Genomic DNA, 25981 nt, shown 5'->3' on the forward strand with positions numbered 1-25981 from the left:
CCTAGAGGTAGAGCCCGGTCGGCTCGTGGTCACCGATCTCGGCCGCCGCGACGGCGTGGAGGTCTCGTTCCCGCAGGAGCAGGTAGTCCTTGCTCTGGAGTTCGACTTCGGCGCGGTCCTCCGGGTCGAAGAGGACGCGGTCGTCCACACAGACCTGTCGCACGTGCGGGCCCGTGGCCACCACGTGCGCCCAGACGAGACGCTTGCCGATGCTTGCGGTGGCGGGGATGAGGATGCCGCCGCCCGACTTGCGTTCACCGGGCTCCCCCTCGAGGGAGACAAGGATTCGGTCGTGGAGCATCCGGATCGGCAGTCGACCCTTGGACTTGCGCGGGCGGTCAGCCACGACGGCGCTTGCGGCGTCGACCGCCCCAGACCCGCAGCGCCACGACGACCACCACTGCGGCCGCAACCGCGGCGATCCGCTCGACACGCAGTTCCCCGTCCGGGGTGGTGGTTGCGGCGGCAAACCTGGCCTTGACCGCGTCGGTGTTCTGCTTGAGCAGGGCCTGCGGGGTGACCCGTGCGGCAAGTTCGTCGACGGTGCCGGCCAAGGACTGGCGCTTGGCCACGACGTCGGCCTGGAGGGCCTCGATGGAGGGGCTCATGCGGTCATCCTCTGCTCCTGCTCAGTCCAGTCCGAGGTCTCGACGCAGTTTGGCGACGTGACCGGTGGCCTTGACGTTGTACCACGCATGCTCGATCTTGCCCTCCTCGTCCACGACAAAGGTGGAGCGGATCACGCCGGTCACCTTCTTGCCGTACAGCATCTTCTCGCCGAAGGCGCCCCACTCCTTCATGACCGACTTGTCGGGATCCGACAGGAGGGTGATCGTCAGGTGGTCGCGCTCGCGGAACTTCGCCAACTTCTCCGGCTTGTCAGGACTGATCCCGATCACCGTGTAACCATGCGCTTGCAGTGAGTCGAGTGACTCGGTGAAGTCGCAGGCCTGCTTGGTGCAACCGGGCGTCATGGCGGCCGGATAGAAGTAGACGATCACCCGGTGTCCACGCAGTTGACTGAGCAAGAAATCCCGTCCGGCGTCATCGGTGAGCTGGAACTGTGGCGCGGCAGCACCGATCTTTAGACGATCGCTCATCAATCCTCCTTGGGGCTGGACGCACAGTCCAACCTACCGCCGTGGAGACAGAGCCCCAACAAGACAAGTCACTCGGGCCGATGGAATCTGAGCCTTGTAGCTCGGTTACATGTCCCCTCCGTCGCAGCACTAGCCTGAGGGGTGACGTCTCCACCACAACAAGGAATACAGTGAAGCGCGCGCTCATCACCGGCATCACCGGACAGGACGGCCTCTACCTGGCCGAGTTGCTCCTGGCCAAAGGCTACGAGGTCCACGGGATCATCCGCGGGCAGAACAATCCCAAGCGAGCCCTGGTCGAGGCCATCGTCCCCGAAGTGGTCCTGCACACCGGCGACCTGACCGACCTGTCGGGTCTGCTCCGCGCCCTGCACGCCTCGCAGCCCGACGAGGTCTACAACCTTGGTGCTGTCTCCTTCGTTGCTTACTCGTGGGAGAACGCGCAGGTGACCACGGAGGTCACCGGCAACGGTGTGCTCAACATCCTCGAGGCCATCAGGCTGTATGCCGGCGACGACGTCTCGAAGGTCCGCTTCTACCAGGCGAGCAGTTCGGAGATGTTCGGCAAGGTCCAGGAGGTCCCGCAGCGCGAGAGCACCCTGCTCTGGCCCCGCTCCCCCTACGGGGTCGCCAAGGTCTACGGGCACTACATGACCATCAACTACCGCGAGTCCTATGGCATGCACGCGAGCAGCGGCATCCTCTTCAACCACGAATCCCCGCGTCGCGGGCCGGAGTTCGTCACCCGCAAGGTGACCCTGGCAGTTGCCGAGTTCGCACGCGGCCGCACCGAGCCACTGGCGATGGGTAACCTCCATGCCAAGCGTGACTGGGGCTATGCCGGCGACTACGTCGAGGGGATGTGGCGGATGCTGCAGCAGGACACGGCCGACGATTACGTCCTGGCCACAGGCCAGACCCACTCGATCCACGAACTCCTCGATGTCGCCTTTCGACACGTGGGGATCGACGACTGGGCGGGCCACGTGACCCAGGACCCACGATTCATGCGGCCAGCAGAGGTGGACCTCCTCATCGGAGATGCCTCCAAGGCTCGCGACGTGCTCGGCTGGCAACCCACCGTCAGCTTCGAACGGCTGGTCACGATGATGGTCGACTCCGACCTGGCCGCCCTCGACGCCCGCCGGTCGTGACCTCACCTGTTGCGGTCGTCACAGGCGCTGCCGGTCAGGACGGCAGCTATCTGGTCGAGCGCCTCGTGCACGATGGGTATGCCGTGCACGCGGTCGCCCGCTCGGCTGACCGGGCTGCACTCCTCAGCGCAGACGACGTCACCATCCATGAGGTCGACCTGACCGAGCATGAACGCCTCAGTGGCCTCATCCTCGACCTCCGGCCTGACGAGATCTACAACCTCGGTGGACTCAGTTCAGTGGCGCACTCCTGGCAGGAGCCGATCGCTGCCGCCGAGGTCAGCGGAGTCGCCCCGATCGTTCTCCTCGAGGCGGCCCTGCGCCTTCAGCACCAGTCGGGACGACCGGTGCGCGTGCTCCAGGCGTCGAGCGCTGAGATCTTCGGCGAGCCCTCTGAAGTCCCGCAAACCGAACTCACGCCGATCCGACCTGTCAGTCCCTATGGAGCGGCCAAAGCCTTGGCGCATCACGCCGTCCATGTCTTCCGAGGTCGCGGCCTGCACGCTTCCTCCGTGATCCTCTACAACCACGAGTCACCGCGGCGACCGACCACCTTTGTGACTCGCAAGATCACGGCCGCGGTGGCCGCCATCGCGACCTCCGGGTCGGGCACCTTGGCGCTCGGCAACCTGGACGCTGCCCGAGACTGGGGCTGGGCACCGGACTACGTCGACGCCATGGTCCGCGCGGTCCGCCACGGAACCGCGGGCGACTACGTCATCGCGACCGGGACAGCACACACGGTGAGGGAGTTCGTCGCTGCGGCGTTCGGACACGTCGGGGTCGCTGACTGGCACGAGCACGTGACCATCGATCCGGCCTTTGTGCGACCGGCGGATCCCAGCATTCTGGTGGGAGATGCGAGCAAGGCTCGCGCAGACCTCGGGTGGCGCCCGTCCAAGGACTTCCGTGACCTCGTCTGCGCCATGGTCGACCACGATCTGGCGCTTCTGAGGGCCCGCTGAGACAACGGCGTCGTCCGGACCGTTTCCCCAGTAGGAGGGCACTGCACGAGGCCAGCCAGCGCCACCGCGATCGTCGCGCCCACACGGTCAGCCTTGCCCACCTGAGTCGAGCGACCGCAGCAACTCACCGGCCAAGGTCTCCTGGAGCCAGGTGAGGAAGTCGTAGACGACCATCGCATAGACGAGCGGATCATCGGGCGCCAAGGTGTCGACGATGACCTCCAGGCGCTCCACGTCGGTGTCGTCCCGGAGCTCGAGTCGCTCGCCGAGGACCAGCCGCACGTCCGTGAGCGCCGCGAGCAGGAGAGGCGCAGTGGCGGCGTCGACCTCGACCGACCCGGAGTCGCCGCTCAACGCCGCGATGGACCGTCGGAGCGCGGCAGCCTTTCTCTGCTTCAGTCCGTCCTCTGTCAGCCGACGGAACTCTGCAGACACCTGCTCGTCCGATCGGTTGCCGGCGGGAAGCAATCGTTGCAGAGCCGGGTCCCGCTCGCCGAAGGACCGGGCATCCTCGGGCACCGGCCCGGCGGATGGCCAACCCTGCTGATCCTCGGGAAGGACCGATACCCCGATCCCGAGTCCACCCATGCCCGCGACGATCTGGTCGAAGGGGTCCGCGGCCTCCGTCGGTGCGGCCGGAGCATCCAACAACTCGATGACCTGCTCCATGAGTCCGATGACCACCCCACGTTCGACCTCGTCGAGCTTCGCGGCATACCGCAGGTCGGCGCCCTTGCCGCGGCGACGGAAACCGCGGGCCATCAGTGGTCCTTCTGGAAGGTGGCCCAGAGGCCGAACCCTTGGAGAGCCTCGGTGTCGATTTCCATCTTCTCCCGCGGCCCGGTCGACACGACGGCTCGTCCCTTGGTGTGCACGTCCATCATCAGCTTCTCGGCCTTCTCCCGGCTGTAACCGAAATAGGACTGGAAGACATAGGTCACATAGGACATGAGGTTGACCGGGTCATTCCACACCAAGGTGATCCACGGGACGTCAGGCGCGAGGTCACCCGAGGACTCGGTGACCTCCTGCTCGACGGGCGCAATGGACACGCCCCAACTGTATGCCGCGGGTGCGGCTCTCAGCTGCGGCCCCAACTCCATTGGTAGACACCGTCGTCACAGGCCCGGCCGCCCTCACCCAACTCGAGAGGCTTGAAGGTGTCGACCATGACGGCCAACTCCTCGAAGCGCTCGGCGCCGATCGATTTCTCGGCCGCCCCCGGTTGCGGGCCGTGCGCGTGCCCGCCCGGGTGCAAGGACACCGACCCGCGCTCGATGCCCGAGCCCTTGCGCGCCTCGTAGTCGCCGTCGACGTAGAACATGACCTCGTCGGAGTCGACATTGGAGTGGTAGTAGGGCACCGGGATCGCGAGCGGGTGGTAGTCGACCTTGCGCGGCACGAAGTTGCAGATGACGAAGTTCCAGCCCTCGAAGACCTGGTGGGCCGGCGGTGGCTGGTGGATCCGTCCCGTGATGGGCTCGAAGTCGCTCACGTTGAAGACGTACGGGTAGAGGCATCCGTCCCAGCCGACGACGTCGAGCGGGTGGAAGGGCACCGTGTGCACGGTCCCGACGATGCCGCCCGAGCTGCTGGGCCCACTCCCCCGGTGCTTGATGTAGACATTGGTCACCTGCGCCGGGTCCTCACCGATGTCCTCGGCGAGCAGCGGGCCGAGCGGCTGTCGCAGGTCGCGCTCACAGAAGGGGGCGTGCTCGAGGAATTGGCCGTACTTGCTCAGATAGCGCTTCGGCGGCGCGATGTGGCTGTTGGCTTCGATGCAGATCAGGCGCAGCGGGTCCTTGCGTGAGCGCTTCGGCAGCCAGCGGTGCGTGACCGCCCGCGGGATGATGACGTAGTCACCCTCACCGACCTCGAAGGACCCGAAGACGGTCTCGACCCGCGCCTTCCCGCGCTCGACGTAGATGCACTCGTCGCCGATGGCGTTGCGATACCACGGAGAATCGGTGCCGCACACGGCATACGAGAGCCGGACATCCCCATTGCCCATGAGGAGACGACGTCCCGTGACGGCATCGGTGGAGCGGACAATGGCGTCGGTCTCGAAGAGGTCATGGGGCTTGAGGTGGCGCGCCATCAGCGGATGGTTGGCCGTGGTCGACAGGTCGCCGACGGCCCACTCCCGGACACCGGCGACGGTCGACGGGATGTGGCGGTGGTAGAGCAGGCTGCTGTCGGAAGAGAAACCCTCCTCACCCATGAGCTCTTCGTAGTAGAGCTCGCCGGTGCCCGTCCCGACGCCACCGTGCGGCCCGGCGTTCTTGGGGCGGCGGTGTTGCGTGTGCCGCTTGGGCGGAATGCTGCCCATGGCTGCGTAGTGCGCCATCAACTCACCTCGTCGTGATCGTGGGGGTGCAGGCAGGGTATGCCGCGGGCGCGCCTCGGCGACAGCGGGACGGCACCTGCGGGATCAGATTGGTCATTGCGTCTGCCGGGACGGGGAAGGGAGTGGTCAGAGTGTGCAGTGGATGTGCGGGCGGGCGGACATCGCGCTCCGGATTCCGTAGGGTGAACCGCATGCCTGCGCCGTCGCCGGACCTCCTCACCGGACTCATCGACGACGCCGCCGTCTTCCCGCCCGGCAATGCCCCGCTCGACGTGGCCGTGCAGCGTCACCGGGCTCACCGCAGCAGTGCGTATGCCGCGTGCATCGGTCCGCTGCTCGTGCCGGCCTCCGCCGCGGCAGACCTCACGGCAATGGCCACTGGTCCACTCTCGGTCGGCCTCATCGTGCGGCCCGGTGGTGACGCCGGGGACATCACTCGTGCTCGAAAAATGCTGGCCGGGACGGAGGTGGACGTGGCCGGAGCTGAGTGCGGTTGGTCCAAGGGGTGGCGCGAGAGCGTCGGCGACGGCTTGCCCGTGGCCCTCGAGATCCCGCGTGGTGCGGGCCAGGCGGCAGCCCTGGACGATCTTGCGGTGGCCGTCGCGGACGGCAGGCCTGTCGTGGGCAAATTCCGCACCGGCGCGACGTCATCATGGGCGTGGCCCGACGAGGCCGAACTCGCCGGTGTCATCCGTGCATTCCTGGATCGCGGCATCCCCTTCAAACTCACCGGGGGCCTGCACCACGCCACGCGCGGGAGTTATGCCGTCGCGGGAGTGCCGGAGGAGAATCACGGCGTGCTCAACGTCCTGATGGCGGTCCGGCATGCCTCGGACGGCGCCGACTGCACAGAGTTGGCCGACATCCTGGGCGACCGTGACGGTGAGAACCTCGCTGATGCCTTCGCCAGGGTGGCCGACGATGTCGAGTACGCGGAGTCGATCCGGACTCACTTCGTGGGTTTCGGCTGCTGCGAGGTGACCCACCCGATCACCGAGTTCGTCGCTCTCGGACTGCTCCCGCCCGACCATCGCCCAGGAGGCGTTCGATGACCACCAAGCTCGACCTGACCACCAGTGATCCCTTCGGAGTCCAGAACCTGCCGTACGGCGTCTTCACCCATGGGGGCCACACCCGCGTCGGTGTGCGCCTCGACAACTCCGTGCTCGATGTGTGCTCGGTGCCGGACGCTCCCTTCGCCGACGCGTGGGCTACCCCTTCGCTCAACGCCTTCCTTGCCCTGGGGCGAGAGTCGTGGACCACCGCACGAACCTGGCTGCAGGACCTCGTCGGTGACGGCGACGAGCGCCCGACGATCGAGCAGCACCTGATCCCCCTCGCCGACGTCCAGATGGAGATGCCCCTCGTTGTCGGCGACTATGTCGACTTCTACGCCAGTGAGCACCACGCCACCAATGTCGGTCGTATCTTCCGTCCGGACTCGGAGCCATTGACGCCGAACTGGAAACACCTGCCGATCGGGTACCACGGGCGCTCGGGCACCGTGGTGGTGTCAGGAACCGACATCGTCCGCCCGAGCGGTCAGCGCAAGCCGCCGACGGAGCCCACTCCGGTCTTCGGCCCGAGCGTGCGGCTCGACATCGAGGCCGAACTCGGCTTCGTCGTCGGCGGCGCCCCCAGCCGATTGGGCGAGCCCGTCAGCCTGGCCGAGGCCGACGACCATCTCTTCGGCGTCGTCCTGCTCAACGACTGGTCGGCTCGAGACATCCAGGCCTGGGAGTACGTACCCCTCGGGCCCTTCCTCGGCAAGTCCTTTGCCACCACGATCAGCCCGTGGGTGGTCACCATGGATGCGTTGCGGGCAGCGCGGGTCCCCCTGCTGGGCCAAGACCCCGAACCGCTGCCCTACCTGCGAGGTGAGCCCACCGACGACGGTGCGTCCACGGCATACGGATTGGACATCGACTACGAGGTGGAGTGGAACGGCACCGTGGTCTCACGGCCGCCCTACCGGACGATGTACTGGTCACCGGCGCAGATGCTGGCTCACCTGACGGTCAATGGGGCCACGATCCGGCCCGGAGACCTCTTCGGTTCCGGCACGATCTCCGGGCCGGAGAAGGCACAGCGCGGATCCTTCCTCGAGTTGTCGTGGAGCGGTCAGGAGCCGATCCGGCTCGACGACGGCTCGACCCGGGCTTTCCTCGAGGACGGCGACACTGTCGTGCTGCGCGCCGTCGCCCCCGGGCCCGACGGCGCAGTCATCGGGCTTGGCGAGTGCACAGGCACGATCACGCCAGCTCGCTAGTTCACCGCTTCTGGTGACCGACGACAACCTGAGTGTCGGCCACCTTGTCGTGCAGGGCCTGTCGACGCGGGTCACTCAGCGGCCACAGCAGGTCGGCCACGGTCGCCGCGAGGGCGACGAAACCGATGAAGGGCAGGTTGCCCAGGGCGGAGAGCAGGCTGGTGAAGGCGACCCGCCGCGAGGCCGAACCGACGTCGAGGATGCCGGCCCGGTCGGTCCGTCGGACACTGATCCCGAGCATCCGCTTGCCGGGCGTGGCACTCCAGCGAGTGAGGAAGAAGAAGTTGTAGGCCATCGAGAGGATGAGCGCGACCGCGGAGTAGTAGCCGACGTAGCGCACGTCCAGCAGGGCGATGGCTGCGTTGATGTCGTCGGGCGTGGCGGTCGCGAGGTCACCCAGGGCGTCCAAGACCGGGGTCATGGCCTTGACGAGGAACCAGCCACCGACCAAGAGGCCGAGAAGACCGACGATGATCGAGTCGATGATGTAGGCCGCAACCCGCAGACCATACGACGCCAGCGGTATGCCGTCCGCGGTCGTGAGCAGCCGCCGCGCGCCGACGGGGACCGGCGGAGCGCTCGGCGCGGCATACGGATTGGGCGCAGGCGTCGTGGAGTGGCCCGCCGCGTACGGATTCTGCGGGGGCGGGGACACCTGCGGGGCGGGCGCCGCCGCACGGGTGCGCTTGGGGGTGACGTTCTTGGTCCACAGGATGCCGTCGAAGTAGCGCAGCTGGTCGGGATTCTCGGGGTCGTCGAACCATCCCGCTGACGTCGGCTGCTCGCTCATGCCGCCAAGCCTGACACGCCGCGGCGCCGGCCCCGAATCGGGGACCGGCGCCGGCGCGATGGCTCAGAGGTTGCCGCGCTTGTCCTGCTCGCGCTCGATGCTCTCGAAGAGGGCCTTGAAGTTGCCCTTGCCGAAGCCCAGCGACCCGTGCCGCTCGATGATCTCGAAGAAGACCGTCGGCCGGTCACCCAGCGGCTTGGTGAAGATCTGCAGCAGGTAGCCGTCCTCGTCACGGTCGACGAGGATCTTGCGCTTCTGCAACTCCTCCACCGGCACCCGGACCTCGCCGATCCGCGCCCGCAACTCGTCGTCCTCGTAGTAGGCGTCCGGGGTGTCGAGGAACTCCACACCTTCGGCGCGCAGCCGGTCGACGGTGTCGAGGATGTCGTTGGTTGCGAGCGCCAGGTGCTGGGCACCGGGACCGGCGTAGAAGTCGAGGTACTCGTCGATCTGGCTGCGCTTCTTGGCGATCGCCGGCTCGTTGAGGGGGAACTTGACCCGGTGGTTGCCGTTGGCCACGACCTTGGACATGAGGGCGGAGTAGTCGGTGGCGATGTCGTCGCCGACGAACTCGGCCATGTTCACGAAGCCCATGACCTTGTTGTAGAAGGCCACCCAGTCGTCCATCTTGCCCAACTCGACGTTGCCCACGACGTGGTCGAGGGCCTGGAAGAGCCGCTTGGGGGCACCCTCGCGCTTGACATACCCCGACGTGCGCGGGACGTACCCCGGCACGTGCGGGCCGGCATACCGGACCCCGTCGACCTCGAGCTGGACCAGGGTGTGCCGGGTCTCGCCATAGGTCGCGATGGACGCCAGGCGGACCTTGCCGAACTCGTCCTCGATGACGTGCGGCTCCTCCAGCACGGTCGCGCCTGCGCGGCGGGCCTGCGCGATGCACCGGTCCACGTCCGGCACCTCGAGGCCGATGTCGACGACACCGTCACCGTGCTTGGCGTGATGCGCGATGAGCGGGCTGTCCGGGCTGACCGCACCCTTGAGGACGAACTTGATGGAGCCGGACTTGAGGACGAACGCCTTGTGGTCGCGGTTCCCGTTCTCCGGGCCGGAGTAGGCGATGAGCTCCATCCCCCACACGCTCTGGTAGTAGTGCGCGGCCTGGGTGGCGTTGCCGACGATGAAGACGATCGCGTCCCACCCGGTGACCGGGAAGGGATCCTTGGCGGCGTCGTAGTCGACCAGCCCCACGAGTTCCTTGAGCTGTTGGAGGTTGAGCCCGGCGTCGCGCTCCTGGTCGGTCAGTTCGATGTGCTGGGACGTCGTTGTCTCGGTCATCCCGCCACTGTCGCGGCTTGTGACAGAGTGCGCAATCGTATGACGCACGGCTGGGCAGTCTGCCCGTTCCCTTGCCGCCCGGCGAGGTCCGTGACGACAATGTGCGCATGGCCACTGGACAGAGCGTGGATGCGCTCGACGCCCGCATCATCGACCTGTTTACCACCGACCCCCAGGTCGGCATCCTGGGCGCGAGCCGCCGGCTCGGGGTCGCAAGGGGCACCGTCCAGGCGCGGCTGGACCGGCTGCAGGAACGCGGCGTCATCAAGTCCTTCGCGCCGCAGATCGACCCGCGCGCCCTGGGCTACCCGGTGACCGCCTTCTGCACCCTGGAGATCCGGCAGCGGCAGGGCCACGCCCCGGTGGTCGCCCACCTGGCCGCGATCCCCGAGGTGCTCGAGATCCACTCGATCACCGGGGTGGGTGACCTCATCGTGCGGGTCGTGGCACGCGACAACGCCGACCTCGGCCGGGTCATCGACGAGATGATCGACGACGTCCACGTGCTGCGCGCCAACACCTCGATGTGCCTGGTGTCCCACCTGGACCACCGCACCGGTCCCCTGGTCCACTCCGCCGCGAGCTCCTGACCGCCAGTCCCCTCAGCTGGCGGCGCAGGACGTGGGGGTCACCGGACCGGGTTCAGCAGCGTGCTGGACCACCTCCGAGCCACTGACCATGAGGCCGACCGCGACCACGGCCGTCACGACCAAGGTGCCCCGACGAAGAGCCATCCGTGTCTTCGGGACGCTTGCGATGGCGGTGAGCAGGGTCCCCCCGAGGAATCCGGCCGGACGCCCGCTGGCCACGGTTCGACCTACCTTCCGGGTGAGCACGAGCATGAGGCCACCTGCGGCGAGGACTGCTGCCAGCAGAGAGTCCGGCGACCACACCGGTGACGGCCCGGCCCTGAGGTAAGGCATGCCCTCAGTCCACATCCACCACCCCGAGACCTTCTGGAGCCCGAGCCAGACCGAGTCCACAGGGTGACTGACGTAGAACCGGAGGAGGTCGCCATGGGACGTCGGGGCCGTCGAGTCGCGCGTGCTCGGCCATCGCCGGTCGCGGTAGAAGACCCTTGGATCCGCCCCCTCGCGAGAAGTGGCGTAGAGCGGCACATACGCCCAGTACCGAAGCTGGACGTCCTGCACCAGCGACCCCTGCATCGGGAATGGACTCGGCCCACCCCCCAGCTTGATGTTGAGCGCCACCTGCGGGACCAGGGCCAGCGCGAGGCCGACAAGGACCGGCACCGCCTTCCTGCGCAGGCGGACCATGAGCAGGAGGAGGATCGATGCGACGGAGACGTAGGAGGCGGGCCGAAGGTTGAGCGCAACCCCCACGAAGGCCCCGGCGACCAGGTGGGGCCACCAACGACCTCGGTCCACCAGGACGAGCGAGGCTGCGAGGAGAATCAGCGGCCACGGATCGGTCAGGCTGAAGGGGCCGAGCGGGCCTCGCGCAAGAATCGTGACAATGACCGAGACGGCCAGGGCCGGCCCGGCGCTGACGCCGAGCCGGCGACCGACGGCAGGGAGCAGCCACACACCTCGGCCGGCCAGCCATCCCGGACCAACGGGTCTGTGGCCCTGGGCGATGGCGACGCTGCCTGCCCAGTACGAGGCGGCGAAGGCCTGTCCGGCGGCCTCGTCCTGCCAAAGGATGGCCACGAAGAGGCCGATGACCGCCAGCGCTTGGGCCGGCCACCGGAAGGGTGCCTGGCCGGCACTCCCACGCGGCGAGGCGTTCGGCGTTACCCGCGTCCACGACGAGGCGCGCGTGTGCTCGACACTTCTCGCTCCCGTTCTCCCTGCACGAGGGTTCCCACACCCCCGACCTCTCCCGTCTCGAGGACATGACGACGGGATGAAGAGAGCCTAGAGGGAGAGCTCGCCGGGCGGACGTCACCCAGGGCCTACCGCCAGTGCTGTGCCGTCAGAAGCTGTAGAGGGAAGCGAAGAGCCCTGCCACCATCAGCACCGCAGGCACGATGAGGGGGACCGTCGGCGTCAGGTCCACGACCGTGCCGGGCGTCGAGCGAAAGTGGCGCGTCAGCATGACCGCCCACGCCAAGACACAGCCGAGCTCGGCCACGGCAGCCCACCAGGCGATCGCCGGCTTACGGCTCATCACGCCAATGGCGATGAGGAGGAGCGGAAAGACCCAGAACAGGCACATCCCCATGATGAAACGCGCACCGTAGATGTTGTCCGCCATCGCGCTCCGCCAGAAGTCACCGAACCGCACGCCCGCTCCTCACCAGGTCCCGTAGTCGTCCGGCCGCGGACCGGACGAGGGAGGCGGATCCGGTCGCCGCCACGGCTCGGGCCGCGGAGGCTCAGGTAGGTGGTCCTGGTCGGGGTCGGGGAAGGTTTCGCCCCGCTCCTCAGCGGCCGCCTGTTCGATGGTCGGGCCGAAAAGTTCACGCAGGGCGTCGGCCGACGGGTCCCTGTCCCGGCCGGAAAGGATGTCGGCCATCGTCGTCTGCTGAAGGTCCATCCGCTCCTGGAGCCGCTTGATCCCCGCGCCGAACCTGCCCTCGCGAATCTCTCGCTCGATGCGCTTCTCCTCCGCCTTGCCCTGCTCGTCCTCGCGCTCCTCCTCGATCTCGACCCGGTACTTCTCCACGTCACTGCGCAGCTCGGCCAGGTCAGAGAGGTAGGAACGCATCGCGTCGTCCATCTGGCGAGCCGCCGAGCGCATCTCGCCGCCCGCGATCTCCATCTCCTGCTCGGCGGACGACATCAGTAGACCGCGTCCGCCGTGTTGTCGACGTTGCTGCCGGCGTTGACGTGGGCCCCGATGTTGAGGGTCCGCATGAGCAGCTTGAAGGCAATCGCCATGCGCGAGAAGCCGCGGGCTGCCACGAGCAACGGCGGGATGATGTCCTTGAGCTTGTCGATCAGCTCGATGGCGCGGCGGAGCAGGCTGATCCACCTCTTGACCTTGGCGGCTCCGGTGAGGATCCAGCCGAGGACCTTGGCGATGGGGACACTGAGCAGCTCGTCGATGACCATCCCGACGATGCCCACCGCCAGCTTGACGCCTTCGAAGGTGGCCGTCATGAAGTGACCGACCTGTTGGGCCATGAGGGTCAGGCCGTCGCCCTGGCGCTCACAGGCGGTGGCCGTCTTCTGGAAGGCCGACGTCGCCTTCGTCGCCGAGGGCGCGCGCCACGAGGAGTCCACGGCGCCGGCGATCTCCCCGAAGTTGACGCCGAGGGCGCGCGAGCAGGAACCCATCCGATCGAGGTTGCCCCGGACCGCATCTGCGTCGCTGAACGAGCCGGCGATGGGGCCCAGGATGGCGTCGAGGAGGTGGATGCCCATCTTCTCGAGCACCCAGTTGATGCCTCCGACGATGCCACCGAGCTCACCCTTGAGCTCCTCGATGAGCGGGCCGGTGTTCATGCCTGAGACCGGGGTCAGGGCGGAGCTGACATCGAAGAGGTTGATGGCGCCGGACTGGCGGTTCTTCAGCACAGGGGTGTTGCCGTCGATGCCGGAGCCGCCGCTCTCGAAGTCCTCGTACGACCGGTTGTCCTTGAGGGCGTTGCCCATGGAGTCGGCGGCATTGATGGCGTCCTTGCCGTCGTAGTAGGTGCCGACCAGGTCACCGAATCCGCCGCGTCCACCGATGAACTTGGGACCGGGCAGATGGGTGTCCAGTGGGTTTCCTCGCCAGTTCCTCTCCATCGCCCCGTCGAAGGGGTAGCTCCCCCATTGCGCACCGCTGCGCACGTTCGCGTTGTACGGCAGCACCGCGCCTGGCCCCTCGGCCATCGGGGGCGGCGTGTAGTCGTTGTCGACCTTCCACGTGCCCTTGAGGGTCGACGAGGAGTCGACGTCGTCCTGACGGTACTGCTTGACGTTGCTGGCGATGGTTTCCCCGAACCCACCGGCGGTCGCCGTCGCCTTGCTCAGGCCATCCGTCACGTCCCTGGCGGCATCGGAGTAGATGGGGCTGAAGAGGGTGAGGACCGGGATGCTCGAGAACTTGTCGGATCCGCAGTTGGCCGTGAAGAAGGTGCCCATCGTGGCGAACGCGGCCTTCTGGTCCTCGCAGGCTCCCTTGAGCGCAGCCATCCCCTGGTAGTTCACCTCGACGGTCATGCCGTTCCTCCCCTACGTTGCAACACGTTGCTCCGGCTTCGGCGAGTCTAGGCCGCCTCAACGGTTCGGACGATGGGGAGCAATCCCCTCAGCGTCGCCCGACGAACCACCGGCGGATGCGTTCGATCCGCTCGGCGACCTGCTCGCTGCTTGCCTGGGCCAGCTCCGGGCCCCCGCAGGCGCGCCGCAGCTCGAGGTGGACATTGGCGTGCGGGGCGCCGGTCTTCTTCGCCCAGGCCGCGACGAGGGAGTTCAGCTCCTTGCGTTGGGCGGCGAGCGCCCGGTGGGCGGAGATGGGCGCCGCGGTATGCCGCGCGCTCCCCCGCGTCTGTCGGCTCTGCTTGGCCTGTCGCTCGTTGAGCAGGGTTGCCACCTGGTCCGGTTCGAGCAGGCCTGGGAGGCCGAGGTAGTCCTGTTCCTCCTCGGACCCGACAGCGGCATGCAGGCCGAACTGCTGCCTGTCGAAGAGGACGTGGTCGAAGTGCGCATCGGACTCGAGCGCCTCGAAGGTGGGCTCGTCGAGGCCCAGTGTGCGCTCGGTGCGGTTGGCGGCGGCGAGCAGCCCCTCCTCCTCGGCCCACAGCGAGGCCTCCCCGTCGTCGGTGGAGGGCCGGTCGAGGGCGTGGTCGCGCTGGGCCTCCATCGTGGCCGCGAGCTCGAGCACGACGGGCACGCTGGGGAGGAAGACCGAGGCGGTCTCACCGCGGCGCCGGGCCCGCACGAACCGGCCGACCGCCTGCGCGAAGAAGAGCGGGGTGGAGGTTGAAGTGGCATACACGCCCACGCACAGGCGCGGCACGTCGACACCCTCGGACACCATGCGCACCGCCACCAGCCAGCGGCTGGTGGCTGCGGCATACTCCTCGATCCGGGCTGATGCGCCGGAGTCGTCGGAGAGCACGACCGTCGGCTTCTCGCCGGTGATCGCCTCGAGGTGCCGCGCGTAGGCGCGGGCCGCGGTCTGGTTGGACGCGATGACCATCGCGCCTGCATCGGGCACGTGACGACGCACCTCGGTGAGGCGCTTGTCGGCCGCCCGAAGGACCGAGGGGATCCACTCCCCCTTCGGGTCCAGCGCGGTGCGCCAGGCCTGCGCGGCGGCGTCCTTGGTCATCGGCTCACCGAGGCGGGCGGCGACCTCGTCGCCGGCCTTGGTCCGCCACCGCATCGCGCCGCCGTAGGCGAGGAAGAGGACCGGCCGGACGACCCCGTCCCGCAAGGCCTCGGCATACCCATACGAGTGGTCGGCTGCCGAGCGCAGGATGCCCTGCTCGTCCATTTCGTAGCGCACGAACGGGATCGGGCTGGTGTCGGAACGGAAGGGTGTGCCGGTCAGGCTCAGGCGCCGGGTCGCGGGCTCGAAGGCCTCGCGGATGGCGTCACCCCAGCTCTTGGCATCGCCGCCGTGATGGATCTCGTCGAGGATCACCAACGTCGGTCGGGCCAGCGTGCGCTGCCGGTGCAGGTCGGGACGGCTGGCGACCTGGGCATAGGTGAGGGCCACGCCGCCGTACTCATGGCTCTGCACCGCAACGGAATTCGCGAAGGCCGGGTTGAGGTGGATCCCGACGCGGGCGGCGGCGTCGGCCCACTGGTGCTTGAGGTGCTCGGTCGGCGCGACCACGGTGACCTCACGGATGAGGCCGCGGTCGAGGAGTTCGGTGGCCACCTGCAGGGCGTAGGTCGTCTTGCCGGCGCCGGGCGTGGCCACCGTGAGGAAGTCCTTCTCACCGGCCGCGCTGCGCTCCAGGTATGCCGCGAGCGCGCCCTCCTGCCAGGCGCGCAGCTTGGGAGCGGTACCCCAGGCTGCCCGCTCCGGGAAGGCGGGTGAGAGGTGATGGGCGGCGGAGGTACTCATGAGCCCCGCCACCCTAGCCCGATCGCGGGCCTTTGCTGACCCGGCGCCCGGCGTGCCGCCCGACCACGCCAGTCGAGAGGGACCAACACGCGGGAGATCAGGTCCTGCGCCCGCGTGTCGGTCCCTCTCGACTGGAGGGGGTGGCGGGGCCTGAGGCCCGCGCACCGCCGGTCAGTCGCCCTCGGCACCCCACACGGCGTCGGCGATCTCCTTGCACATCGGGCAGATCGGGAACTTCTCGGGATCGCGCCCAGGCACCCAGACCTTGCCGCACAGGGCGGTGACCGGCTCACCCGAGAGGGCGCTCTCGAGGATCTTCTCCTTGCGCACGTAGTGGCTGAACCGCTCGTGGTCCCCCGGCTCGACCGGCTGCGTGAGTGTCTCCTCACGCTCCAGCACGGCGGTGGAGGTCTGGCGGGCGGGCTCGAAGGGGTCCTCCGGCATTCCCAATGGCTCACTCATGGCGCCCATCCTCGCATCAGTTGATCGACGGATCCTCGGGCAGCAGGGCCACCCACGACAGTTCACCCGGCTGGCGGCGCAGCACCTGGGCCCACAGGGCGTCGGGGTCGAGGGTGAAGGTGTCCTCACGGCGGGCGTCCACGGCATACCAGCTGCCGGTGCGAAGTTCGCCCTCCAACTGCCCCGGCGACCACCCGGCATACCCGACGAAGACACGGACGGCCTCGACCTGGGAGGCGACCAACGCGGGCACCGCGTCGAGGTCGACCAAACCCACCCCGGGCCACAGCTCCTGGACCGAGGACACGGCGGTGGCCGAGGTCGCGACCAGACCGAGAGCCGAGTCCAGTTGGACGGGACCGCCCTGGAAGAGGGTCGCGGGCTCGCTGACGTGATCGCCCCACCCGGGGAGGATCGCGTCGACCTCCGCAGTGAGGGGCTTGTTGAGGACGACTCCTTGCGCGCCGTCATCGCCGTGCTGGAGCACGAGGATGACGCTGCGGTGGAAGACCCCCTCGTCGATCAATGGCGTCGCGACGAGGAGGCGACCGGTCAGTCGCTCAGCGCTCACCCTCCCATTGTGCCCGTCGACCGCTCGGGCGACCGCCCGGACGCGGACCACGACGGTCGCCGCGGCGGTGGTGCTCGCCACGGGAGCCTCCCGGGGTGCGGCGCCCCTGACGACCACGCGGCGCGGCCTCGATCAGTGGCCGGAACTGCTCCTCGGGGATCGGCTGGCCCGACGGAGCCGAACCACCGGTCGCGAGCACGTGGGCGTCGCCCGGCTTGACCCGCACGGGGGCGGTGTCGACACCGGCCTGCTCGAGGAGACGCTCCATCATCCGCTTCTGGTGCGGCAGCGCGAGGGTGACGACGGCACCGGACTCCCCGGCGCGGGCCGTGCGACCCGAGCGGTGGAGATAGTCCTTGTGGTCGCGCGGCGGGTCGACCTGGAGGACGAGACCGACATCGTCGACGTGGATGCCGCGGGCGGCGACATCGGTGGCGACGAGCACCGGGATCCGACCCTCACGGAAGGCGCCGAGCACCCGGTTGCGGACAGCCTGCGACAGACCACCGTGGAGGGAGGCGGCGAGGACGCCACGCTCCCGCAGCTCACGGGCGATCCGGTCGGTGCCGAGCTGCGTGCGGGCGAAGACGATCGTCGGGCCCTGACGGTTGGCGACCTCGGAGGTGACGGCCTTCTTGTCCTGGGGATCGATCAGGAGCACGTGGTGACTCATCGTCGTCACGGCGGCCTGCGCGTCGTCGGTCGAGTGGGTGACCGGGTCGGTCATGTACTTCTCGACGAGGGTGTCGACGCCGCGGTCCAGGGTGGCGGAGAAGAGCAGTCGCTGACCACCCTCGGGGATGGCGTCGAGGATGCTCGTCATCTCCTCGACGAAGCCCATGTCGGCCATGTGGTCGGCCTCGTCGAGGATGGTGATCTCGACCTTGTCGAGGTGGACGGCACCGCGATCCATGAGGTCGACGAGTCGGCCCGGGGTGGCAACGAGCAGGTCGATGCCCTTGGCCAGCGCATCGATCTGCTTGTCGTAGGACAGGCCGCCGGCGACCAGCTTGTGCCGCAGGCCGCTGACATGGACCAGCGGCTCGAGGGCGTCGCTGACCTGCATGGCGAGCTCACGGGTCGGGACGAGCACGAGGGCGCGGGGCCGCTTGGACTCCCGCTTGGTGCCGTCACCCAGACGGGTGATCGTGGGCAGGCCGAAGGCGAGGGTCTTGCCGGAGCCGGTGCGGCCACGGCCGAGGACGTCGCGCCCGGCGAGCGCATCGGGGATGGTCGCGGCCTGGATCGGGAAGGGCTCGGCGATGCCGTCGCGGGCCAGTCGCTCGACGAGCAGCGTGGGCAGGCCGAGGGCGGCGAAGCCGTTGTCGGCCGTCACCTCCGCGGGACCTCCCTTGGCCTTCGACGCGTATGCCGTCCAGCTGTCGGCCTCGGCGCGCTGCGCCTCGCGCTCCTCGAAGGTCACCTCGGGCTCAGGCGTGAGGTGGCGGCCCTCGTGGCGATCGCGACGGATCGGGTCGGCGACGCGCTGGTAGCGCGGGCGGTCACCACTGCGGTCGTCACGGTCGAAACGCCGCGGTCGATCGTCCCGGTCGAAGCGGCGGGGACGGTCGTCACGCTGGAAACGCGGCCGGTCACTGCCCCGGTCGTCGCGGTCGAAGCGACGCGGGCGGTCACTGCCCCGGTCGTCGCGGTCGTGACGCGCCGGGCGCTCGTCGCGCTCGAACCGCGCAGGACGGTCGTCACGCTCGAAACGACGCGGCCGATCGTCACGGTCGGAGGCACGAGGACGATCGTCACGCTGGAAACGCGGCCGGTCACTGCCCCGGTCTTCACGGTCGTCGCGACGGGGACGGTCGTCATGCTCGAAGCGACGCGGGCGGTCGTCCCGCTGGAACCGGGTCGGACGATCGTCGCGCTGGAACCGCGGCCGGTCACCGCTGCGGTCGTCCCGCTCGAATCGGCGGGGGCGCTCATCGCGGTCGTCGCGGCGCGGACGGTCGTCCCGCTCGACACGCGCCGGACGGTCGTCCCGGTCGAATCGACGGGGACGATCCGCGGACCGATCGTCGCGCGCCGGGCGGGAACGCCGTGGGTCCTGGGCATCCCAGCGCGGCGAACGCTCGTCGCGGGGACGCTTCTGCTTCGGCTCGGTGCTCGACGCCCTGTCGTCCTTGCGACGGGGGCCATCGGGCTGGCCGCGGTGGTGGGCCTTCTTCGGGCCCTTGCCACCCTTGCGGGCCTCGGCCTTCTTGGCGGCTGACCAGCGGGCCTTGGGCGCGCCGGAGTTGCTGGATTTCGGGGACACGCGAATCGACTTCTCTCGGTGGTGCTTGTCAGGACAAGACGCGTCCTGAGCCACGGCAGCGTGACCGAATGAGACGTGTCTTCTTCAGGCCGTCGAGGTGACGGCGGGGGCGGCCAGGATCGGGTTGGATCACCTGATTGGGGCCGCGGGGACAACCAAGTCTAGCAGCGCAGCGAGGTCCCACTGGACGCTCAGCGGGTCCCACCCTCGCGCCGACGCCCCACCCGTCGCACGAGGAGCGCACCCAGAGCCACCCCGACCAGATCGGCCACGACGTCCCACGGGTCCCCGGTGCGATGGGGAAGGAACCAGTGCTGGACCAGCTCACTGACCGGGGCGTGCAGCGCGAAGAGCAGCGGCACCACTCGCTGCGAGAAGCCCAACAGCAGGGCGATGGCGACCGGGGCCAAGAAGATCAGCGCGTGGATCACCTTGTCCGAGAACGGAAATGACGGACCCCCCGACGGAGCGGGGTCATAGAGCACAAAGAACTGCGCGGCGACCGTCATGCCCAGCCCCATCGTGCCCAGGCGACGGAGGAGCTCAGGGGTGACGGGCGGCATACCGGCCATCCTCCCCCGACGCTGACGATGTCAGGACACCGCCCCCACTTCACCGAGCCAACGGTCAGACCCCCGACGAGGTGCTTCTCGATGAGCGCGCAGAGGATGACGACCGGGACGACCGCAATGACGGGCGCGGCAAAGAGCTGGCCCATCGCCGATGCGTCGCTGGCGATCGCGCGCGCCTGTGCGGTGAGGCCCTGAGCGCCGAGGCCGAAGGACTCCAACGCCTCCTCGCGGATGGGGGAAGCGCCAGACCCTAGGCTTCGCCCATGTCGCTGCTCGACGCGGTGGGCTGGTTCGGGTCCGCACTTCTCGTCTTCTCGCTCATGCAGGCGCGTGTCCTGCGCTTCCGGATCATCAACACGGTCGCCTGCGTGATCCTCACCATCTTCAACGGCGTGCTCGGGATCTGGCCGATGGTCGCGATGAACCTGGTCCTGACCGCCATCAACCTGTGGTTCATCGCCAAACTGTGGCGCGACCGCCGCAGCGACACCGCGTATGCCGTCCTGCAGGTCGCCGGCGACGACACCTACCTCCAGCACTTCCTCAAGGTCGAGGGCGCCGAGATCGCGCGCACCGCCCCCAAGTTCGATGGGCTGACCGACAGTGGCGAGCGCACGGCATACCTCGTCCTGAAGGGTCACGAGACGGTGGGTGCCGTCGTCGTCCGCGACGTCGGTGACGGCGTCGCGCGCATCGAGTTGGACTACGTCACGCCGCGGTTCCGCGATTTCACCCCCGGCGAGTTCGTCTATCGGCAGTCGGGGCTCTTCCGCGGGCACGGGTTCCGCACCATCGCCACGCCGCCCGGGATGGTCGACGCCTATTACGACCGGCTCGGCTTCACTCGCAGCGGTGACCACTGGGAGCTCGTCGTTCCGTCGTCCTGACCTCGCTGGTCACCGACTGTGATGATGGGTCTAGTTTGGACACAGGAACAAACCCACACCCCGGAGGCACACCATGGCGCCATTCGTGCACGACTTCGAACACGGCAACAAGGACGCCAAGGATCTGTTGGGGGGCAAGGGAGCCAACCTCGCCGAGATGACCAACCTCGGCATCCCGGTGCCCCCGGGCTTCACCATCGACACCGACGCGTGCCGTGCCTACCTGGCAGCCGGCGCCATGCCCGAATCGCTGGCCGCGGAGGTCGACGAACACCTGGCGACCCTGGAGGGCAAGGCCGGCCGGCGGCTCGGGGACGCCGGTGATCCGCTCCTGGTGTCGGTGCGCTCCGGCGCGAAGTTCTCGATGCCCGGGATGATGGAGACCGTCCTCAACGTCGGTCTCAACGACGAGTCCGTCGAGGGTCTGGCCACCCAGACCGGGAATGACCGCTTCGCGTGGGACTCCTACCGGCGACTGCTCCAGATGTTCGGGAAGACCGTGCTCGATCTCGAGGGTGAACGCTTCGAGGACGCGATGGACGCGATCAAGAAGGCCAAGGGCGTGACCGGCGACCTCGACCTCGACACCGACGACCTGCGCGACCTCGTCGCGGCCTACAAGGTGATCATCCGCGAGGACAGCGGCGCGGAGTTCCCACAGGATCCCAAGGCCCAACTCATGGGGGCCGTCGAGGCCGTCTTCAACTCGTGGAACTCCGACCGCGCCGTCCTCTACCGCCGCCGTGAGCGGATCCCGTCGGACCTCGGCACGGCCGTCAACGTCCAGGCCATGGTCTTCGGCAACCGCGGGATGGACTCGGGGTCCGGAGTTGCCTTCACCCGTGACCCGTCCACCGGCGCCGTGGGGGTCTACGGCGACTACCTCCAGAACGCCCAGGGCGAGGACGTCGTGGCCGGCATCCGCAACACGCTGACGCTCGCGGACATGGAGCGCATCGACCCGAAGAGCTATGACGACCTGATCGCGATCATGGCGCAACTCGAGGCGCACTACCGCGACATGTGCGACATCGAGTTCACCGTCGAGAACGGCAAACTCTTCATGCTCCAGACACGCGTCGGAAAGCGCACTGCGGGAGCGGCGTTCCGGATTGCCGTCGACATGCTCGACGCCGGCCTCATCAGCGAGGACGAGGCGCTGCAGCGGGTGACCGGGGATCAGTTGGCGCAGTTGATGTTCCCCCACTTCGCGCACGACGGCGCGCAGGCCCTGCTGACCAAGGGCATGAGCGCCTCGCCCGGTGCGGCCGTCGGGAAGGCCTACTTCACGTCCGAGGCTGCGGTGGCAGCGGCCGAGGACGGCACGCCGGTCATCCTCGTGCGTCGGGAGACCAACCCTGACGACCTGCACGGAATGGTTGCGGCACAGGGGATCCTGACCTCACGCGGAGGCAAGACCTCGCACGCCGCCGTCGTCGCCCGTGGCATGGGCCGCACCTGCGTGTGCGGCGCCGAGCAACTCGAGGTCGACGTCCGGGGGAAGAAGTTCACGGCGCCCGGCGGCATCGTCGTCAAGGAGGGCGACACCATCTCGATCGATGGTGCGACCGGTGAGGTCTTCCTCGGCGAGGTGCCGGTCGAGTCCTCCCCTGTCGTCCAGTACTTCGAGGGCGAGATCGACCCCGACGCCGAGGACGCGGACCCCATCGTGCGTTCCGTGCACCGCCTCATGCAGATCGCCGACCGGGTGCGCCATCTGCGCGTCCGGACCAACGCCGACACGGCCGAGGACGCCGCCCGCGCCCGCCGCTTCGGCGCGGAGGGCATCGGTCTGTGTCGGACCGAGCACATGTTCCTCGGCGAGCGTCGCGCCCTGGTCGAGCGGTTGATTCTCGCCGAGGGGCCCGAGGAGGTCCAGGCCGTCCTCGACGAGTTGCTCCCGTTGCAGCGGGGCGATTTCGTCAAGATCTTCGAGGCCATGGATGGTCTCCCCGTGACGGTGCGCCTGCTCGACCCACCGCTGCACGAGTTCCTGCCGAGCCTGACCGATCTGTCGGTCAAGGTGGCGCTCAACGAGGCCAAGGGCGAGGTCAACGAGCACGACGACATCCTGCTCGCGGCCGTGCTCCGCCTCCACGAGCAGAACCCGATGCTCGGCCTGCGCGGGGTGCGCCTCGGCCTGGTGATCCAGCACCTGTTCCAGATGCAGACCCAGGCCATCATGGAGGCGGCGGCCATCGTCGCCACGAAGGGCGCCGCGGTGACCGCCGAGATCATGGTGCCGCTGGTCGGCTCCGTGAACGAGTTGGCGCTGATCCGTCAGGAGATCGACTATGCGGTGCACGAGGCCCGGGTCGCCCACTCCGTGCACTTCGACCACAAGGTCGGCACGATGATCGAACTCCCCAGAGCGGCGGTCACGGCCCGCGAGATCGCCACCGTGGCCGACTTCTTCTCCTTCGGCACCAATGACCTGACCCAGATGGTCTGGGGCTTCAGCCGCGATGACGTCGAGTCGTCCTTCTTCTCGGAGTACCTCGAGAAGGGCATCTTCCCGGCCTCACCCTTCGAGACCATCGACCGGGACGGCGTGGGCCGACTGGTGCGCATCGCTGCCTGGGAGGGGCGGGAGACCAAGCCCGACCTGAAGCTCGGAATTTGCGGTGAGCACGGCGGTGACCCGGAGTCGATCCACTTCTTCCACGAGTCAGGGCTCGACTACGTGAGTTGTTCGCCCTTCCGGGTGCCAGTGGCTCGGCTGGAAGCCGGCCGGGCGCAGGTCATGGAGTCGCAGGGGAACGCCGGCTGACGGGCTTCACACGTCGTCCTCGTCGGGCCCTTCGTCGCAGTCGAGGGCCTCGTCGGCATCGGTCTCGCCGAGCATCTGAGCGCTGACCGGGTCGGCGACCAGGTCCGGTCGCTGCGCGACCCACTCACGCGCTTGGGCCACGACGTCCTCGAAGCCCGGCCCCGCCACCGCGCCGAGGGTTTCCCCGCCCACCCCGGTGACCCGCACGGCGGCGCGTCGGTGGTCGAGGTCGGTGAGGCGGGTCCGGCCATCCGCGTCCTCCCAGATCACCTTCGGGCGCGGCTGAGCCTCCACCTGTTGCACCTGGGCGATGGCCAACCGTTGCTCGATGCCGTTCACGGTGACCAGGCGCAACTCGTCGGTCGTGACTTCGAGCCACGGCTCACGACCGGACGCAGCACGCAGGACGCGCACGGTGACATAGGCCAGCGTGACCACGCCCGCCGCGAGGAAGAATGTCGCGGGCGCCGACAGGTCGTGGGACTGGGTCCAGACCCCGACCATGGCGCTGGCCACGACGAGCAGGGCGATCCCGCTGAGTCCAAGGCCGATGCGCTGGCGACGCGTCGGCCTCGTCGAGGCGAGAACACCATCACCCTGGTTCGTCGGCTCGGTCATGCCGGCGCCTCCGGGTGCGCGTGGTGCCGCACGGTGAGGACCAGACGATGGACGGTGATGACCCCGAGCACCCAGGCCGCACCGAGCAGCCATCCAGCGACGACGTCAGTGAGCCAGTGATGGCCGAGCCAGACCCGCGAGAGCCCCATCGTCGCGGCATACCCGATGGCGAGGACGACACCGAGGATCCCCAGCCACCACCGTCGGGTCACGATCAGCAGCAGGTATACCGCGAGCCCGGCCAGGACGGTCGCGTTGAGCGTGTGCCCCGAGGGAAAGGACGCGCTGACTTCGAAGGGCGGCACGGCGAGCGCCTGGGGAGGGCGAGCCCGGCCGGTGACGTCCTTGCCGACGACGGTGAAGAGCAGGGCCCCCACGAGCCCGGGCACCATGACGAGCACCGGGGTCCACTTCCGCCACGCCCAGACGAGGGCCCCGACCACCGCCAGCGCGACGATCGGGCCACCGACGGTGCCGCCGATGTGGGTGAAGTCGGTGACCCAGTGGCTCGAGGTCGGTGTCCGGTTCGCGACGGCCCAGTCGAGAACGGGCTGGTCGAGGCCGGCGATACCGCTCTGGTGCTGGACGTCCTCGTAGACGTCGGCCCCGGCTTCGGCGACGGCCGCCGCGAGGGCGCCCCCGACAAGGAGGATGGCAAGGACGGTCAGGTGCAGGCTCCAGCCGCGCCAGATCCGCTCGCCCCGGACGACGAGGGTGGCGAACATCCGCAGCAGCCGACGACCGGTCCGCGTGCGCCAGTCGCGCAGGTCGCGGTCGCCGATCGTCTCGTCGTGCCGCGGCGGATCGGCTGCCGTCGCAGCGACCGGGACGATGTCGGCGGCGCCCACCTCGGGGAGCGGCGCCGGGGACGGTTGCGGTGCGGACGGCATACCGGTCATTGCACCACGGTCGAGCAGACTGGGGGGATGCCGAACATCCCCACGTGGTCCGACCTGCTCTCCTCCCCCGCGGCCATGCGCCGGTTGATGCGCGCGTGGCCCCCGTATGCCGCGGCCGGGATCCGGATGGTCGAGATCGCCGACGACTGGTCACGATGCGTGATGGAGCTGCGCCTGCGGCCGTGGACGGCGAACTTCGTCGGCACGCAGTTCGGGGGCTCGATGTTCTCGATGACCGACCCCTGGTGGATGATCCTCATGTTGCGCCGGCTCGGGCCGGGATATGTGGTGTGGGACAAGGCTGCCGAGATCGAGTTCGTCGCGCCGGGTCGCGGCGACGTGCGGGCGACCTTCGAGCTCACCGACGAGATGGTGGCCGAGGTGCGGGCGGCGGCCGACCGCGCAGAGAAGGTGCTCCAGTGGTATCCCGTGGACATCGTCGGCCGCGACGGCACGGTCGTGGCGCGCGTGCGCAAGCAACTCTACGTGCGCGCGAAGCGCTGAACTCCTCAACAGTGTGGGACCGCCGCGATGGTGGAGGCGGCGGGAATCGAACCCGCGTCCACTGACGGGAAACCAGGGCTTCTCCGGGTGCAGTGCGCTGAGGAGTTTCTCGGCCCCGGGGCTCGCACGCACACGTTCCCCGACAGGCCCAGTCGGATTGGAGTCCCGCCTCACCCCCCGACAAGGGATCGGCAGCAAGATCTCTAGATGACGCTGGTGACTATGCCGAGATCATGCATAGGCCAACGGACTTCGGGCTCGCTCAGGCGGCGAGGGCGAAGTCGGTGCGCTTGGAGTTGGCACCTATTGGTTTGTACGGAGCGTTGACGAGATGACCGTACGTCCTCGACCCGCTTCCCCTGATCAGCCGACCAATGTCGAAACCGATCGCCCCCCTGAGGGGGTGGTCCCACACTGTTGAGTTGTCGCCTCTGGCTCAACACCGGAGGACTCCACAGTATGCCGTGCGCTTCCGACAGTCCCAAACGGATTCCCCGGCACCCCCCCGAACAGATCTCGCAGCCGACCACACCCATACCTG

Annotated in this window: 29 protein-coding genes and 1 other RNA gene; 9 read left to right on the plus strand and 21 right to left on the minus strand. The window is 68.5% G+C overall.

All coding sequences use genetic code 11. The features are described 5' to 3' along the window. Nucleotide 1: 1 nt before the first annotated feature. Genes BN10_RS09410 through bcp form a run of 3 tightly spaced genes read right to left on the minus strand, consistent with a single transcriptional unit; the run spans nucleotide 2 to nucleotide 1100 of the window. Nucleotides 2-346, minus strand: a complete 345-nt coding sequence (locus BN10_RS09410) for a GroES family chaperonin (protein WP_010851012.1) — start codon at nucleotides 344-346, stop codon at nucleotides 2-4. Further along, nucleotides 339-608 (minus strand): DUF3618 domain-containing protein, encoded by a 270-nt coding sequence (locus BN10_RS09415; RefSeq protein WP_010851013.1) that lies wholly within the window; start codon nucleotides 606-608, stop codon nucleotides 339-341. The genes BN10_RS09410 and BN10_RS09415 overlap by 8 nt, the downstream gene beginning before the upstream one ends. A gap of 21 nt (nucleotides 609-629) precedes the next feature. Continuing rightward, a complete protein-coding gene (bcp, locus tag BN10_RS09420) occupies nucleotides 630-1100 on the minus strand; it encodes a thioredoxin-dependent thiol peroxidase (RefSeq protein WP_010851014.1) in 471 nt (156 codons plus the stop codon). Between the two features lie 170 nt (nucleotides 1101-1270). Between bcp and BN10_RS09425 the strand changes: the two genes are divergently transcribed. Continuing rightward, nucleotides 1271-2254: a GDP-mannose 4,6-dehydratase gene (locus BN10_RS09425; protein WP_010851015.1), complete on the plus strand. Its 984-nt coding sequence runs from the start codon at nucleotides 1271-1273 to the stop codon at nucleotides 2252-2254. Next, nucleotides 2251-3219: a GDP-mannose 4,6-dehydratase gene (locus tag BN10_RS09430; RefSeq protein ID WP_010851016.1), complete on the plus strand. Its 969-nt coding sequence runs from the start codon at nucleotides 2251-2253 to the stop codon at nucleotides 3217-3219. The genes BN10_RS09425 and BN10_RS09430 overlap by 4 nt, the downstream gene beginning before the upstream one ends. Nucleotides 3220-3306: 87 nt before the next feature. On the opposite strand, the gene BN10_RS09435 is transcribed toward BN10_RS09430, so the two are convergent. From BN10_RS09435 to BN10_RS09445, 3 genes are read right to left on the minus strand one after another with little or no spacing between them, the layout of a single operon-like run. Continuing rightward, on the minus strand, nucleotides 3307-3981 hold the full coding sequence (locus BN10_RS09435; protein ID WP_010851017.1) for a DUF2017 family protein: 675 nt from the start codon (nucleotides 3979-3981) through the stop codon (nucleotides 3307-3309). Further along, nucleotides 3981-4271: an ATP-dependent Clp protease adapter ClpS gene (gene clpS / locus BN10_RS09440; protein WP_040751367.1), complete on the minus strand. Its 291-nt coding sequence runs from the start codon at nucleotides 4269-4271 to the stop codon at nucleotides 3981-3983. Before clpS ends, BN10_RS09435 begins: the two co-directional genes overlap by 1 nt. Nucleotides 4272-4300: 29 nt before the next feature. Next, complete coding sequence (locus BN10_RS09445; protein WP_010851019.1) at nucleotides 4301-5566, minus strand: homogentisate 1,2-dioxygenase; 1266 nt, start codon at nucleotides 5564-5566, stop codon at nucleotides 4301-4303. A gap of 191 nt (nucleotides 5567-5757) precedes the next feature. On the opposite strand from BN10_RS09445, the gene BN10_RS09450 reads away from it, so the two are divergent. Together BN10_RS09450 and fahA are read left to right on the plus strand one after the other, a co-directional pair. Beyond that, on the plus strand, nucleotides 5758-6618 hold the full coding sequence (locus BN10_RS09450; RefSeq protein WP_010851020.1) for a hypothetical protein: 861 nt from the start codon (nucleotides 5758-5760) through the stop codon (nucleotides 6616-6618). After that, complete coding sequence (gene fahA / locus BN10_RS09455) at nucleotides 6615-7835, plus strand: fumarylacetoacetase (protein WP_010851021.1); 1221 nt, start codon at nucleotides 6615-6617, stop codon at nucleotides 7833-7835. The genes BN10_RS09450 and fahA overlap by 4 nt, the downstream gene beginning before the upstream one ends. Before the next feature lies 1 nt (nucleotide 7836). Here the strand turns inward: fahA and BN10_RS09460 are convergent, their stop codons facing one another. Beyond that, nucleotides 7837-8625 carry an RDD family protein gene (locus tag BN10_RS09460; RefSeq protein WP_010851022.1) on the minus strand — a complete coding sequence of 263 codons (789 nt, stop codon included), beginning with the start codon at nucleotides 8623-8625 and terminating at the stop codon, nucleotides 7837-7839. Between the two features lie 63 nt (nucleotides 8626-8688). Next, a complete protein-coding gene (hppD, locus tag BN10_RS09465; protein ID WP_010851023.1) occupies nucleotides 8689-9921 on the minus strand; it encodes a 4-hydroxyphenylpyruvate dioxygenase in 1233 nt (410 codons plus the stop codon). A 107-nt stretch (nucleotides 9922-10028) separates the two neighbouring features. Here hppD and BN10_RS09470 point away from each other — a divergent pair, with 107 nt between their 5' ends. Then, complete coding sequence (locus BN10_RS09470) at nucleotides 10029-10511, plus strand: Lrp/AsnC family transcriptional regulator (RefSeq protein ID WP_010851024.1); 483 nt, start codon at nucleotides 10029-10031, stop codon at nucleotides 10509-10511. Nucleotides 10512-10523: 12 nt separating this feature from the next. Here BN10_RS09470 and BN10_RS09475 read toward each other — a convergent pair whose 3' ends face one another. From BN10_RS09475 to BN10_RS17780, 8 genes are all read right to left on the minus strand, one after another. Then, nucleotides 10524-11591 carry a hypothetical protein gene (locus BN10_RS09475; protein WP_010851025.1) on the minus strand — a complete coding sequence of 356 codons (1068 nt, stop codon included), beginning with the start codon at nucleotides 11589-11591 and terminating at the stop codon, nucleotides 10524-10526. A 265-nt stretch (nucleotides 11592-11856) separates the two neighbouring features. Then, nucleotides 11857-12168: a hypothetical protein gene (locus tag BN10_RS09480; protein ID WP_010851026.1), complete on the minus strand. Its 312-nt coding sequence runs from the start codon at nucleotides 12166-12168 to the stop codon at nucleotides 11857-11859. 9 nt (nucleotides 12169-12177) lie between these two features. After that, nucleotides 12178-12666 (minus strand): hypothetical protein, encoded by a 489-nt coding sequence (locus tag BN10_RS09485; RefSeq protein WP_010851027.1) that lies wholly within the window; start codon nucleotides 12664-12666, stop codon nucleotides 12178-12180. Continuing rightward, nucleotides 12666-14033 (minus strand): hypothetical protein, encoded by a 1368-nt coding sequence (locus tag BN10_RS09490; protein WP_010851028.1) that lies wholly within the window; start codon nucleotides 14031-14033, stop codon nucleotides 12666-12668. Before BN10_RS09490 ends, BN10_RS09485 begins: the two co-directional genes overlap by 1 nt. 88 nt (nucleotides 14034-14121) lie before the next feature. Further along, a complete protein-coding gene (locus tag BN10_RS09495; protein ID WP_010851029.1) occupies nucleotides 14122-15891 on the minus strand; it encodes a DEAD/DEAH box helicase in 1770 nt (589 codons plus the stop codon). A gap of 171 nt (nucleotides 15892-16062) precedes the next feature. Next, entirely contained in the window at nucleotides 16063-16353 is a 291-nt protein-coding gene (locus tag BN10_RS09500; RefSeq protein ID WP_010851030.1) for a DUF3039 domain-containing protein, read from the minus strand. A 16-nt stretch (nucleotides 16354-16369) separates the two neighbouring features. Then, nucleotides 16370-16924, minus strand: a complete 555-nt coding sequence (locus tag BN10_RS09505; protein WP_040753074.1) for a YqgE/AlgH family protein — start codon at nucleotides 16922-16924, stop codon at nucleotides 16370-16372. Beyond that, nucleotides 16914-18347 (minus strand): DEAD/DEAH box helicase, encoded by a 1434-nt coding sequence (locus tag BN10_RS17780; RefSeq protein WP_233354298.1) that lies wholly within the window; start codon nucleotides 18345-18347, stop codon nucleotides 16914-16916. The genes BN10_RS09505 and BN10_RS17780 overlap by 11 nt, the downstream gene beginning before the upstream one ends. Before the next feature lie 30 nt (nucleotides 18348-18377). On the opposite strand from BN10_RS17780, the gene BN10_RS17785 reads away from it, so the two are divergent. Further along, nucleotides 18378-19145, plus strand: a complete 768-nt coding sequence (locus BN10_RS17785) for a hypothetical protein (protein WP_233354299.1) — start codon at nucleotides 18378-18380, stop codon at nucleotides 19143-19145. Between the two features lie 236 nt (nucleotides 19146-19381). Here BN10_RS17785 and BN10_RS09515 read toward each other — a convergent pair whose 3' ends face one another. Together BN10_RS09515 and BN10_RS17790 are read right to left on the minus strand one after the other, a co-directional pair. Beyond that, nucleotides 19382-19753 carry a VanZ family protein gene (locus BN10_RS09515; RefSeq protein ID WP_010851034.1) on the minus strand — a complete coding sequence of 124 codons (372 nt, stop codon included), beginning with the start codon at nucleotides 19751-19753 and terminating at the stop codon, nucleotides 19382-19384. Next, nucleotides 19696-19980 carry a hypothetical protein gene (locus BN10_RS17790; protein ID WP_010851035.1) on the minus strand — a complete coding sequence of 95 codons (285 nt, stop codon included), beginning with the start codon at nucleotides 19978-19980 and terminating at the stop codon, nucleotides 19696-19698. Before BN10_RS17790 ends, BN10_RS09515 begins: the two co-directional genes overlap by 58 nt. A gap of 45 nt (nucleotides 19981-20025) precedes the next feature. Between BN10_RS17790 and BN10_RS09525 the strand changes: the two genes are divergently transcribed. Next, nucleotides 20026-20649 (plus strand): hypothetical protein, encoded by a 624-nt coding sequence (locus BN10_RS09525; protein ID WP_010851036.1) that lies wholly within the window; start codon nucleotides 20026-20028, stop codon nucleotides 20647-20649. Between the two features lie 73 nt (nucleotides 20650-20722). Then, a complete protein-coding gene (gene ppdK / locus BN10_RS09530) occupies nucleotides 20723-23419 on the plus strand; it encodes a pyruvate, phosphate dikinase (protein ID WP_010851037.1) in 2697 nt (898 codons plus the stop codon). 6 nt (nucleotides 23420-23425) lie between these two features. Here ppdK and BN10_RS09535 read toward each other — a convergent pair whose 3' ends face one another. Next, entirely contained in the window at nucleotides 23426-24037 is a 612-nt protein-coding gene (locus BN10_RS09535) for a hypothetical protein (RefSeq protein WP_010851038.1), read from the minus strand. Further along, entirely contained in the window at nucleotides 24034-24927 is an 894-nt protein-coding gene (locus BN10_RS09540) for a phosphatase PAP2 family protein (protein WP_051369662.1), read from the minus strand. The genes BN10_RS09535 and BN10_RS09540 overlap by 4 nt, the downstream gene beginning before the upstream one ends. Before the next feature lie 36 nt (nucleotides 24928-24963). On the opposite strand from BN10_RS09540, the gene BN10_RS09545 reads away from it, so the two are divergent. After that, a complete protein-coding gene (locus BN10_RS09545) occupies nucleotides 24964-25440 on the plus strand; it encodes a DUF4442 domain-containing protein (RefSeq protein ID WP_010851040.1) in 477 nt (158 codons plus the stop codon). 28 nt (nucleotides 25441-25468) lie between these two features. On the opposite strand, the gene ssrA is transcribed toward BN10_RS09545, so the two are convergent. Then, nucleotides 25469-25835, minus strand: a transfer-messenger RNA (tmRNA) gene (gene ssrA / locus BN10_RS16410). Between the last annotated feature and the right edge of the window lie 146 nt (nucleotides 25836-25981).

It is taken from the genome of Phycicoccus elongatus Lp2 (genome assembly GCF_000367525.1).
Lineage (GTDB): Bacteria > Actinomycetota > Actinomycetes > Actinomycetales > Dermatophilaceae > Phycicoccus_A > Phycicoccus_A elongatus.

Coding starts and splice junctions, on each gene's coding strand:
- BN10_RS09415 (WP_010851013.1), bottom strand. CDS start 608: ATGAGCCCCTCCATCGAGGCCCTCCAGGCCGACGTCGTGGCCAAGCGC.
- bcp (WP_010851014.1), bottom strand. CDS start 1,100: ATGAGCGATCGTCTAAAGATCGGTGCTGCCGCGCCACAGTTCCAGCTC.
- BN10_RS09435 (WP_010851017.1), bottom strand. CDS start 3,981: ATGGCCCGCGGTTTCCGTCGCCGCGGCAAGGGCGCCGACCTGCGGTAT.
- BN10_RS09445 (WP_010851019.1), bottom strand. CDS start 5,566: ATGGCGCACTACGCAGCCATGGGCAGCATTCCGCCCAAGCGGCACACG.
- BN10_RS09450 (WP_010851020.1), top strand. CDS start 5,758: ATGCCTGCGCCGTCGCCGGACCTCCTCACCGGACTCATCGACGACGCC.
- fahA (WP_010851021.1), top strand. CDS start 6,615: ATGACCACCAAGCTCGACCTGACCACCAGTGATCCCTTCGGAGTCCAG.
- BN10_RS09460 (WP_010851022.1), bottom strand. CDS start 8,625: ATGAGCGAGCAGCCGACGTCAGCGGGATGGTTCGACGACCCCGAGAAT.
- hppD (WP_010851023.1), bottom strand. CDS start 9,921: ATGACCGAGACAACGACGTCCCAGCACATCGAACTGACCGACCAGGAG.
- BN10_RS09470 (WP_010851024.1), top strand. CDS start 10,029: ATGGCCACTGGACAGAGCGTGGATGCGCTCGACGCCCGCATCATCGAC.
- BN10_RS09485 (WP_010851027.1), bottom strand. CDS start 12,666: ATGTCGTCCGCCGAGCAGGAGATGGAGATCGCGGGCGGCGAGATGCGC.
- BN10_RS09490 (WP_010851028.1), bottom strand. CDS start 14,033: ATGACCGTCGAGGTGAACTACCAGGGGATGGCTGCGCTCAAGGGAGCC.
- BN10_RS09495 (WP_010851029.1), bottom strand. CDS start 15,891: ATGAGTACCTCCGCCGCCCATCACCTCTCACCCGCCTTCCCGGAGCGG.
- BN10_RS09500 (WP_010851030.1), bottom strand. CDS start 16,353: ATGAGTGAGCCATTGGGAATGCCGGAGGACCCCTTCGAGCCCGCCCGC.
- BN10_RS09515 (WP_010851034.1), bottom strand. CDS start 19,753: ATGCCGCCCGTCACCCCTGAGCTCCTCCGTCGCCTGGGCACGATGGGG.
- BN10_RS09525 (WP_010851036.1), top strand. CDS start 20,026: ATGTCGCTGCTCGACGCGGTGGGCTGGTTCGGGTCCGCACTTCTCGTC.
- ppdK (WP_010851037.1), top strand. CDS start 20,723: ATGGCGCCATTCGTGCACGACTTCGAACACGGCAACAAGGACGCCAAG.
- BN10_RS09535 (WP_010851038.1), bottom strand. CDS start 24,037: ATGACCGAGCCGACGAACCAGGGTGATGGTGTTCTCGCCTCGACGAGG.
- BN10_RS09540 (WP_051369662.1), bottom strand. CDS start 24,927: ATGCCGTCCGCACCGCAACCGTCCCCGGCGCCGCTCCCCGAGGTGGGC.
- BN10_RS09545 (WP_010851040.1), top strand. CDS start 24,964: ATGCCGAACATCCCCACGTGGTCCGACCTGCTCTCCTCCCCCGCGGCC.